The organism is Lysinibacillus sp. NPDC095746 (genome assembly GCF_044763535.1).
In the GTDB taxonomy this organism is placed as follows: Bacteria; Bacillota; Bacilli; order Bacillales_A; family Planococcaceae; genus Lysinibacillus.
In genome coordinates, this window is record NZ_JBIWGL010000001.1 from 46936 (window position 1) to 58047 (window position 11112).

Here is an 11112-nt window from a genome sequence, read left to right on the forward strand (position 1 = left end):
CTAGTTAGAAAATTTAACCTCAGACATATCATGGTACCAGAATGGGTAGCTCTTTAATCCCGTAACTTTTTTATTAGAACCCCAAACAATCTGATAATCTGCGATGTAAACCGCTGCTGCCTGCTCAGCTAAAATTTCCTGTGCACGATGATAATAGTCAATTTGTTTTGCCTGATCTCTTTCCTTTAAAACATTTTCCATAATTTTGTCGTATTCAGCATTTTTAAATTTGAAGAAGTTTTCACTTTCATTTGTTGAAATGTAATCATTTAAAATATCATAGGCAGAGGCACGGCCTGTTAAATCGATTGTTGTCATTTGATAGTCCCGACCAAAGTAAACTCGGTCTAGCCAAATGCCCCATTCTACTACTTCAATTTCCACATCAATACCGATTTCCTTTAAATTAGCCGCTACGATTTGCGCAATATTTGAATACATATCATTATGCGAAGATACTGTAATTTTTGTTTTAAAGCCATTAGGATAGCCTGCTTCTGCTAATAATGCTTTGGCTTTTTCCACATCTCGCTTATACTTATTTTCCAAGCCTTTCTTTTGATAGTCCCCCATCGCTGGACTCATATTTGAACCAAGTGGTACAGCATAGCCTGCAAATACTGAATCGATAATATCAGACTTATTAACAGCGTAGTTAATTGCTTGACGGACCTTTACATTATCAAAAGGAGCTTTCATTTCATTAAATGTAACGATTAATGATGAGTTATTATTTTGATGAGATAAGTTATAGTTATTTTCTACTTCACTTACGCGCTGCCAAGGTATACTCGTTAAATCGACTTCATTGGCCATTAAACTCATAATCGCCGCTTGATCATCCGATTGGAAGGTAAATGTCACTTTATTCAAGTATGGTAACCCTTCCTGCCAATAGCGTTCATTTTTCTTCAATTCTAAATTAGAACCCGGAGAGTATTTAACATAAGCAAATGGTCCAGTACCTATTGGATTTTCATTATGTTTTCCATCATTACTTTTTGGTAAGATGGCTGATTGTCGAGCAGTTAATGAATATAAGAAGTTGGAGTTTGGCTCTTTTAGCTTGATCACAAATGTATTGGCATCAGGTGCTTCTGTTGACGCAACATTATCAAAACTATTTGACATCTTTTCGCCACCGTTTTTCCCCATCAAACGATCAAATGAATATTGGATATCCTCAACCGTTAAATCCTCACCATTATGAAATTTAACACCCGGACGAATTTTGAATGTATATGTTAAACCATCGTCAGATAATGAATAGCTTTCGGCTAGCCCTTCTTTTAAAGTACCATCTGTTTCTGGTGCCATAAGTCCCTCAAAAATATTGAGTATCATTTGGTAAGATATAGATGCTGTTGCTTTATGTGGATCTAAAAAATCTGGGTCATCACTTATACGTACTACAATGTCTTGAGGTAAATCTGCTACTGTTTTTCCTTCAGAACTTGCATCTTTTTTGTCATCATTTGAACAGGCACTAACGAGTAAAACTACTATCAATGTCAACAACAGCCTCAACCAATTGTTCTTCAGACTCACATTATTTCCCCCTATTCATTTGAATGCTTTTATAGCTTTCTACTCCAGCTAATTTATCAGCAGCTTTAATGCCAGTAATGATCGCTTCCTCCATAGCTCTTGTAGCCAAATGGCCCAAATAGTCAACTGGGTATCTTTTATCCCCCGTGCCAAGCACGAAAATCGTATCCCCATCCAGCATTGTGTGTACAGGATAGATTGTTCGCGCGAGTGCATTTTGTGTAAGCTGGGCTATTTTTTTTGCCTCTACTTTTGTCAGCTTGGCATTCATTGCAATAACACCAATTGTCGTATTCGTACCAGGTAATCCTTCCGATTGCATATGCTCCTCTAAATAAGCACAACAATCGAGCCATTCTCCTGTTTGTAGATTCCTTGCACCTGCTAGCGTTTCTCTTGTATTAGGATCTTTTACATCCCCAACAGCGTTAACAGCAACAATAGCACCCACTACAACCCCCTCTTTGCCAGCTATGGAGGCGCTACCTAGTCCCCCTTTCATACAATATTGAGGACCTGCCAATTTCCCTACAGTCGCACCATAACCAGCTCCTGTATTACCATTTACCAATGGACCAACAACCGCACTCTTTGCCGCTTTATAGCCCATTGAAGCAGTAGGTCTTGTCTTGGGATCACCGATAAATAAATCGAACAGCACCGCACTAGGAACTATTGGAATCGTAGCAATACCTACCTTTACTCCAACTCCCTGCTCCTCTAAAAATTGCATGACTCCTGTAGCAGCATCCAATCCGAATGCACTTCCTCCTGACAAGCAAATCCCATGAGCATGATCAATTTCGTTAATAGGATCAAGTGCATCAGTCTCTCGAGTGCCTGGTGCTGAGCCTCTTACATCGACACCGCAAACAGCACCATCTTCTACTAAAATCGCTGTACAGCCTGTTATGCCTTCACTATGTTCTGCATGCCCAACTTTAACGCCAGGCACATCTGTAATATTTCCAAACATCGTACACACCTCGCTTAGCTAGTAGACTGATTTTTCAGTCTACTTTTCATATAAAAAGCACGCTACCCGTTGATGGTTATTTTCTTCCTGAAGCACAGGCCGTTCATGATGACATCTGTTCATCACATAAGGACAACGTGTATGAAACGCACAGCCTACAGGCGGATTCATCGGGCTTGGCAATTCACCTTGTAACGGTATTTCTTGTTTCGGTTGATTAAAATTGATAACTGGAATGGCTGATAGCAAAGCCTGCGTATATGGATGCAGAGGATTCGCATATAACTCCTTCTTCGTGCCTATTTCTACTACCCTCCCTAAATACAACACAGCCACTCGATCGCTAATATGTTTTACAACGCTTAAATCATGTGAAATAAATAAATAGGTCAAATGAAATTCATCCTGTAAATCCATCATTAAGTTTAAGACCTGTGACTGGACCGAAACATCTAGTGCAGATACAGGCTCATCCGCAATAATGAACGCTGGATGAATAGCAAGCGCCCGAGCAATCCCGATTCGTTGTCTTTGACCGCCAGAAAATTCATGCGGGAACTTTCGCATAGCATCTTCTGGTAGACCTACCTTTTGTAAAAGCTCCTTGACTCGTTCTTTACGTTGCTCTTTTGTTATTGTTAATTGCAGTTTCATCGGTTCTTCGATAATGGCACCTATTCGCATACGAGGATTGAGTGATGCAAAAGGATCCTGAAAAATCATTTGCATTTGATTGCGAAAAGTTTGCAACTTACTCCCCTTTAACTGTTGAATGGGCTGTCCTTTATATAAAATTTCTCCCTCGGTTGGTTCGACGAGTTTTAAAATAGTTCGGCCAAACGTTGATTTTCCGGAGCCGGATTCTCCTACAATGCCAAGCGTCTCGCCGCGGAAAATTTCAAGCGAAATATCATCGACTGCTTTAATGACTTTTTTCTCTTCCTTCATCGACTTACGTTTCGCAGGAAAGTAGGCTTTTAAATGATTAATTTCAAGCAAAACTTCTTTCTTCGTCATGATCAAGCACCCCCTTCTCCATAAATAAATGACAGCGCACTTTATGCTCGTCTTGAATATGGATTACCTCCGGCTCCACGTTATGACATCGTACCATCGCAAATGGACAGCGTGGTGCAAAGCGACAGCCCTCTGGTAACGCATAAGCTGGTGGAACCGCGCCAGGGATTGACGGCAACCTTTTAACATCTGTCTCTAAATTAGGCATTGTTTTTAAAAGAGCAGCTGTATACGGATGCTTTGGATTCATAAAAAGCTCTCGCACTGGTGCTTCTTCTACGATTTGTCCTGCATACATAACCAAAACGCGGTCTGCCGTTTCTGCTACAACGCTCATATCATGTGTAATAAATAATATAGCCGAACGATGTTCTTCCTTCATCTTTATCATAAGCTTTAAAATTTGTGCCTGTACGGTTACATCAAGTGCCGTTGTGGGCTCATCCGCAATCAGCAGCTGAGGGTTATTGGACATGGCAATAGCAATCATGACACGCTGGCGCATTCCACCTGATAATTGGTGGGGATATTCAGCAATAATCTTTTCCGCATTCGCAATACCGACCTCTTTTAACAACTGTAGAGATTTCTCTCTCGCCTCTTTTTTTGAAATCCTTTGGTGTCTACGAATACCTTCTATTATTTGATTACCGATTGTAAACACAGGATCTAATGATGTCATCGGTTCTTGAAAAATCATACTAATTTCATTACCTCTTATATTGCTCATCTCTTTATTTTTATAGTCTAAGAGATTTTTACCATTTAATTTAATCGTACCAGCTGTCATTTCTACTGGCGGTATGGGCAGTAATCGCATTATCGATAACGATGTAATACTTTTACCGCTTCCAGACTCCCCTACAAGCGCAACTGTTTCCCCTTTACGAATCGTAAAGCTTACATCATCAACAACTTTTGCCTCTTTACCATTTTTTAAATGGAATTTAATTTTTAAATGATTTACCTCTAAGAGCACTTGATTTTCTCTTGACTGATCCATATGCATTCCTCCATCTCACATTTGATTTGGTGGTGCATAGCGTATCGCGATATTTTTCATTTGTGTATAATTTCTCAACGCGACAAAACCTTTTTCTCGGCCAATGCCGCTCTTTTTATAGCCACCAAACGGCATTTGAATACCGCCTGCTGCACCGTAGTTATTAACAAATACTTGTCCTGCTTTAATACGGCTTGCAACATAATGCGTAGTATCTAAATCCTTCGACCAAACGCCTGCAACTAAACCATAATCTGTACTGTTCGCTAAAGTAATTGCTTCTTCAACGGTATTAAACGTCAATACCGTCAACACCGGCCCGAAAATTTCCTCCTGTGCAAGTGCATCGTTAGCTGCTACTCCTGCAAGTATTGTTGGTTCAACATAGTATCCTTTTTCATAGCCCGCAATCGTCAGTGTCTCTCCACCAGTAATCACGTAACCATCTTCTTTCGCCTTTTGCAGCAGTGTTGAAATTTTCGTATATTGTCGTTCATTAAGAAGTGGACCCATATCAACGTCTGCCTCACCTGGACCAACTCTTAAAGCTTGAAATTTCTGCACTAACTGAGCAATGAATTTTTCTTTAGCACTTTCTTCAATCAGTAATCTAGCTCCTGCAGAGCATGTTTGCCCGGCATTCTGAATAATGGCACGTACAACGCCATCAAGTGCTTGCTCCATGTTGGCATCCGCAAAAACAATATTTGGTGATTTCCCACCAAGCTCTAACGTAACAGGTACAACATTTTCAGCAGCTGATTTCATCACTGCAATTCCTGTTGGTACAGAGCCTGTAAATGTAATATGATTGATATCAGGATGAGATGTTAAATACGGCCCTACATCGCGACCTAAGCCTGTAATATGCTGAAAAATACCTCTCGGCAATTTATCAGCAAACCATTCCGTTATAGCGTGCGTAGTTAATGGCGTATCTTCCGCACTTTTGACAATTACTGCATTGCCAGTAGCAATTGCAGCTGCTACACTTCTCGCTGTGATTTGAATAGGATAATTCCAAGGCACGATATGTACGGTAATTCCAACAGGCTCTAACACTACCGCATTTAAAATACCGTCTTCAATGGGAATCGTGTCCCCCATTACTTTATCAGCAGCTCCCCCATAAAACTCAAAATAGCGAGCTGCCGCTTCAATATCGGCTCTTGCTTGTGTTAATGGCTTACCAACATCACGACATTCTAATAAACTCCATTCCTCTACATGCTTGCGTATATAGTGCGCAAGTTCAACAAGTAGCTGTCCTCGTTCATAGGCCTTTATTTTCCGCCACTCTTCACTTTCAAACGCTACACGTGCAGCACGAACTGCCTCGTCGACATGCGTTTTACTCGCATTCGTAATCTGAGCCATGACTTCACCAGTAGAGGGGTTCATAACATCTAATACTGCCTCGTCCATAGCATCGTAAATCCACTCACCATTTATAAACATCGGAATTTTTTTCACTTTATCCCTCCTAAAGTCCGCGACCACCGTCTACATGTAATGTCGTTCCAGTAACCATACCCGCTGCATCAGAAAGTAAATAACTTACTGCTCCCGCAATGTCTGATGGATTCACTAAGCGTCCAAGGGGGACCGATTGAACAAAAACACTTTGCTTTGTTTGCTCGATGTCTGCTCCTTGTGGCGTAAATTGACCGAGCATCTGAGTATCGGCTGGCCCTGGGTGAATCGTGTTAACACGTATTTGGCAAGGTGCTAGCTCAATAGCCAAAGCACGTGTAAAACTCTCCGCCGCCCCTTTAGAAGCAATATAAGCTTGTAACCCTGGGCGTGGGCGTACAGTAGAAATGGAAGCGATCGTAATAATTGAACCTTTGTGCAGCTCTTTCATGTACGGAACGACTGCCTTTGTTGTAATAAACAAACTTTTAACATTGACATCCATTAACCGGTTCCATTCGTCCATCGTTACTTGCTCAAGCGATGTTGCTGCTTGCGCTATACCAAGCGCATTAACAAGTCCATCAATGCGTCCATACTTGTCAAAAACTTGCTTGAACACTTCGCTCACACACTGCTCTTGTAAGACATTGATTTCAAAGCACTGTAAAGTATCCTGCGCTAAATCACTTAACGAAGCTATTGATAAATCTAGCCCAACTACTATATTGTCCTGCGCAAGTTGTTCCTGAATAATGGCTTTCCCCATACCGCCCCCTGCACCTGTAACGATAATGACCTGTTGTTCTACTGCCATGCTATACACCCCTTGCCGCTAAATTCGTTTTGATAATTTCCTGACAAATGGCATCTCCCATTTGCGCTGTTGTCGCCTGTCCACCAATATCTGCGGTTTTCACAACACCATCTCGAAGCACCTTCTCAATCGCACTCACAATTAACTGTTCTATATCCGGTCTCCCAATATGTCCAAGTAACAAAGCAAGTGACCAAATTTGTGCGATCGGGTTTGCTATGCCCTTTCCTGCGATATTTGGTGCTGACCCATGTACAGGCTCAAACATAGACGGAAATTCTTTCTCCGGATTTAAATTAGCTGATGGTGACAACCCAAGACCACCAACAATAGCTGACCCTAAATCTGATAAAATATCTCCAAATAAATTGGAGGCAACGACAACCTGAAAATCTTGTGGTCGCTCTACGAAATAAGCTACTAAAGCATCGATATAGATAGATTCTAACTCTAGCGCAGGTGAGCTTTGTGCTAGAACTCTATTAGCATGCTCATCCCAGAACTTCATGGAATGGATAATGGCATTCGATTTTGTCGCACTTGTAATTTTGGTTTTGCCATCTTTATAGGCATAATCACAGGCGGCTTGGACAATTTTTTCAATACCGATACGTGTCATAATCGTATTTTGAATCGTCATTTCCTGCATTTGATTATGATAAACCCGCCCACCACTATCGGAATATTCCCCCTCCGCATTTTCCCGGAAAATCACAAAATCAATATCCCTTCCGTTAGCAAGCGGTGAGGCTATACCAGGTAATGATTTAATCGGACGGAAATTAACATATTGCTGGAAGCTTTTTCGTATCGGCATAATTAATTCCCATACAGTCACATTATCCGGAACACGAGCATCTCCAATTGCCCCGAATAAAATCGCATCGTATGCTTTTAATATGTCTAATGCATTGTCTGGCATCATACGACCGTGCTTGAGGTAGTAATCGGAGCTCCAAGGAAAAATGGTCGTTGCTATTTGTAAAGATGAATCATGTTCCTGAAGAGAATTCAGTACCTTTAATGCTTCCACCATAACCTCTTTTCCAATGCCATCGCCTGGAATGATTGCGATTTTTGTGTGAGTCATTGTGCATCACCTGCTAAAAAATTTAGTGCTGCCAAACGATAAATGGCTGTTGTTTCTGCTAATTCTTCAATATCGACATATTCGTCAATTTGATGAGGAATATCACGATTACCCGCTCCAACCGTAACGATTGGTACTCCATGTACATGAAGGAACGTTCCATCCGTAGCCCCTGGAACACCGTTATATTTCGGCTCTTTTCCCGTTACCTCAGCGACTGCCTCATAAATGGCTTGTACAACAGGATCCTCCTTCGCTGTTGCTGTTGCAGGACGATTATCTAGCACTGTTAGCTCAACTTTAAAATCTGGATCATCTGCTTGCAGACGTTTAATAATGGCATCAATTTTACCGAGAAGCTTATCATGATCCTGTGCAGGGACTGTACGAATATCAAGTGTTGTCATACAATGATCAGGGATAACATTAATTTGGGCATCTCCTTTTACAGGTGCTCGTAAAATTGTTGGTGTAATAGAGGGCCAATTAAGCATCGGATCACGTCCTAAACGTGCTTGCTCTTCTTTTTCTAATTTTTCAAGCTCTACAATAAAACGTGCCATGCGCCAGTTCGGATTAATGCCACTCCAAGAAATTGCACCGTGCGCCATTTTACCGAAGATATCTACTTTCAAACGTATTGCGCCACGCTGTGCAATACAAACATTGTTTTCCTCTGGCTCACAAATAATCGCCCCATCCACATCATCTGCCCAGCCATTTTTTATAAAGTGTTTAATCCCAAGCATCATTCCTTCTTCATCACATGGAATACATAAAATAATCTTGCCTGTAAATTCCTCCTGATCCAGTAACAACGACTGACAAGCTGTAATCATACAAGCAAGATTTCCTTTTGTATCATTTGTGCCTCGGCCATACATTCGACCATCAATAATTTCTGCACTGAATGGATCGTACGTCCATGCCTCACGATTTCCTTCTGTAACAACATCTGTGTGTCCTTCAAAGAGTAGTGTTTTTCCTGGCTTACCCGAATCAATAATACCAATAACATTCGGCCTTCCGGGCATAACCTCCTCTACATGTGTTTCTATCCCAATATCACGTAAATATTGAGCGACAAAATTCGCAACTTGTTGTTCATTGCCATTTGGATCACCTTCTCGATAAACGCTATCTATTCGTACTAGCTTTTGTGTAAGCTCGATAACTGCTTGTCGGTCGCGCATATAAGATTCCGTTGTCTTTAAACTTGTTACTGCCAATCAAAAATGCCCCCTTGTTTTTAGAATTTTCTAGAGATCAATGATGCCTCGAAATAATAGCGTCCGGAATCGGCTTTGTGCTTAGGCCTGCACGAGGGCCGACACGATGTCGGTCATTTCGGTAATGCCACAGGACGTGGCGCTCTTACCGATGCAGGTTGTCAGTTAGCCGTTATCGCATGGATGCAATCATTTTAGGCTAACATCCTAAGTGAACTCCTTTCCGATTCCGTGACATCCGCTGGAAGCTTTAACATTGTCCTATTAGACAAGTATTAGACACTTTGTTAATAATACATAAAATGCTATTAACTTTTTGTTTAGTAGTAAAAAGTTAGAAAACAACAAAATTATCTATCTTATGTTGTTTTTCGATAATAAAAGCTCAGGCATTTACCATAATGTGGGATGCATTTTCGTTCTATTGGGCTCGTTCCGAGGGAGTTCGATTTTCACAACAATCACCTTATTCGCATGTCATAGGTTTTATCAAAATGCCATCTCATTTTTAGGTAAAAAAAATAAATAGCTTTTCATTTTAAGCTGTTTTCGAAAGGCTGTTTTCGTATAGATTCTGCTCTCTTGAAAATATTAATTATGGTTGAATATAATGCATTTTCAGGAGGTGTTCAATAATGTGGAGATATGTGTATGAAGCAGTCGGAGAATTGGGAAAAGCAGATCCACTAGCCTTATTTAAGGCAATGAAACAAGATCTATATCCAAAAGAAGAAAATAAAATGCAAAAATTACTTCCTATGATCAAGGAGTCTCGCTTTTCGTCTGGTTTAGGTTGTCTTCATTGCGGAAGTACTGCCGTAAAACGTAATGGTAAATATCGTTCTAGACAAAGATATTTATGTAAGGATTGTGGAAAAACATTTAATGATATGACAAATACACCTTTTTCAGGTTCGCGTTATCCGGAAAAATGGTTAAGTACATTAAAATGATGATAAACGGTGTTACATTATCAAAGATTTCAGACCTTTAAAAATATCATATATCTACCGCATTTTATTGAGACACAAGATTTTAAATCTTTAGGAAGTCACGGCTTCAATCAATTACCTGCCATTGTTGAAGTGATGAGACTTTCTTTCGTGAATCTTTAAAAGGTCGTAGTTTTACACATCGTAAACCAAAAAAACGAGGAGAAAAGGATGAAAACAAGGAATTTCAAAATCAGAAAAATTGCTGTAGTTGTAGCACAAGATCAAAATAACAATATTATTGCGAGGATGGCGGGTAGAGGTCGTGTGAAAGCAGAAGAAATCGATGGGGTTATCGGGGATTATATAGCCCATTCTTCTTTGTTATGCACAGATACAGCTACTAACTATTAATTTGCAGCAGCAAAAATCTTAAACACGATACAATTAATCTTAATCAACATCAACGAGTAAAAAAAGGGATACCACATACAACACGTTAATAACTTCCATCGCCGTTTGAAAGGATGGTTGGAACGATTTCAAGGCGTTGGTACGTATTATTTGGATAGTTCTCTACTGGTATCGTTGGCTTGAGATACATAAAAACTTGGCATTTGAAAATTGGGTAGAACAAATGCTTAATTCAGCTTGTCAAAAATCTAACTATTTCACAGTTGAAGCATTAAGAAAAAACAAAAAGCACCTTTATTCAGATGCTCTTTAAGCAGATTTCAGAGGTATCATCGCTATGTTGAATGAATATCTGAAAGAAAATGTTCAGTAAAGTTATTTATCTATTTGAGGTTTTACAAAGAATGAAATGAAAATAACAGAAAGCCCTATAGCAACGAATATTATTGCAATAGATTTATTTGAAATAAATGAATTGTATTCTAGGGAACCAGTTAATCTTCCTAATCCTATTGAAAGTGAAAAGATGCCTAAAACATATATGATATATCCAATTTTAGAATGTGTTTTCATTGCACAACAACTCCTAATATATAGGTTAATAACCTATATAAGGATAACATAATGAAGTAATGTTTGAAAATATGGATTGATTCAATGCACAATATGAGGA

At 39.8% G+C, this 11112-nt stretch carries 9 protein-coding genes and 1 pseudogene; 1 reads left to right on the plus strand and 9 read right to left on the minus strand.

The genetic code is table 11. From position 1 onward, the window contains the following. The 8 genes from ACIQ7N_RS00250 to ACIQ7N_RS00285 are packed head-to-tail and all read right to left on the minus strand — an operon-like array spanning nt 1 to nt 9093. Nucleotides 1-1542, minus strand: a complete 1542-nt coding sequence (locus tag ACIQ7N_RS00250) for an ABC transporter substrate-binding protein (RefSeq protein WP_402929918.1) — start codon at nt 1540-1542, stop codon at nt 1-3. 7 nt (nt 1543-1549) lie between these two features. Then, nucleotides 1550-2524: a P1 family peptidase gene (locus ACIQ7N_RS00255; RefSeq protein WP_402929456.1), complete on the minus strand. Its 975-nt coding sequence runs from the start codon at nt 2522-2524 to the stop codon at nt 1550-1552. Between the two features lie 39 nt (nt 2525-2563). Next, nucleotides 2564-3541, minus strand: a complete 978-nt coding sequence (locus ACIQ7N_RS00260) for an ABC transporter ATP-binding protein (protein WP_402929457.1) — start codon at nt 3539-3541, stop codon at nt 2564-2566. Continuing rightward, nucleotides 3516-4544 (minus strand): ABC transporter ATP-binding protein, encoded by a 1029-nt coding sequence (locus ACIQ7N_RS00265; RefSeq protein WP_402929458.1) that lies wholly within the window; start codon nt 4542-4544, stop codon nt 3516-3518. The genes ACIQ7N_RS00260 and ACIQ7N_RS00265 overlap by 26 nt, the downstream gene beginning before the upstream one ends. Before the next feature lie 15 nt (nt 4545-4559). After that, entirely contained in the window at nt 4560-6017 is a 1458-nt protein-coding gene (locus ACIQ7N_RS00270; RefSeq protein WP_402929460.1) for an aldehyde dehydrogenase family protein, read from the minus strand. A 10-nt stretch (nt 6018-6027) separates the two neighbouring features. Next, nucleotides 6028-6774 (minus strand): SDR family NAD(P)-dependent oxidoreductase, encoded by a 747-nt coding sequence (locus tag ACIQ7N_RS00275; RefSeq protein WP_402929462.1) that lies wholly within the window; start codon nt 6772-6774, stop codon nt 6028-6030. Between the two features lies 1 nt (nt 6775). Beyond that, the gene (locus ACIQ7N_RS00280; protein WP_402929464.1) at nt 6776-7864 is read right to left on the minus strand and encodes a tartrate dehydrogenase; all 1089 of its coding nucleotides are present in this window, start codon (nt 7862-7864) and stop codon (nt 6776-6778) included. Next, the gene (locus ACIQ7N_RS00285; protein WP_402929465.1) at nt 7861-9093 is read right to left on the minus strand and encodes a M20 family metallopeptidase; all 1233 of its coding nucleotides are present in this window, start codon (nt 9091-9093) and stop codon (nt 7861-7863) included. The genes ACIQ7N_RS00280 and ACIQ7N_RS00285 overlap by 4 nt, the downstream gene beginning before the upstream one ends. Before the next feature lie 635 nt (nt 9094-9728). Between ACIQ7N_RS00285 and ACIQ7N_RS00290 the strand changes: the two are divergent. After that, nucleotides 9729-10752 (plus strand): annotated as a pseudogene (locus ACIQ7N_RS00290) (IS1595 family transposase). A gap of 62 nt (nt 10753-10814) precedes the next feature. On the opposite strand, the gene ACIQ7N_RS00295 reads toward ACIQ7N_RS00290, so the two are convergent. Beyond that, nucleotides 10815-11012, minus strand: a complete 198-nt coding sequence (locus tag ACIQ7N_RS00295) for a hypothetical protein (RefSeq protein ID WP_402929466.1) — start codon at nt 11010-11012, stop codon at nt 10815-10817. Between the last annotated feature and the right edge of the window lie 100 nt (nt 11013-11112).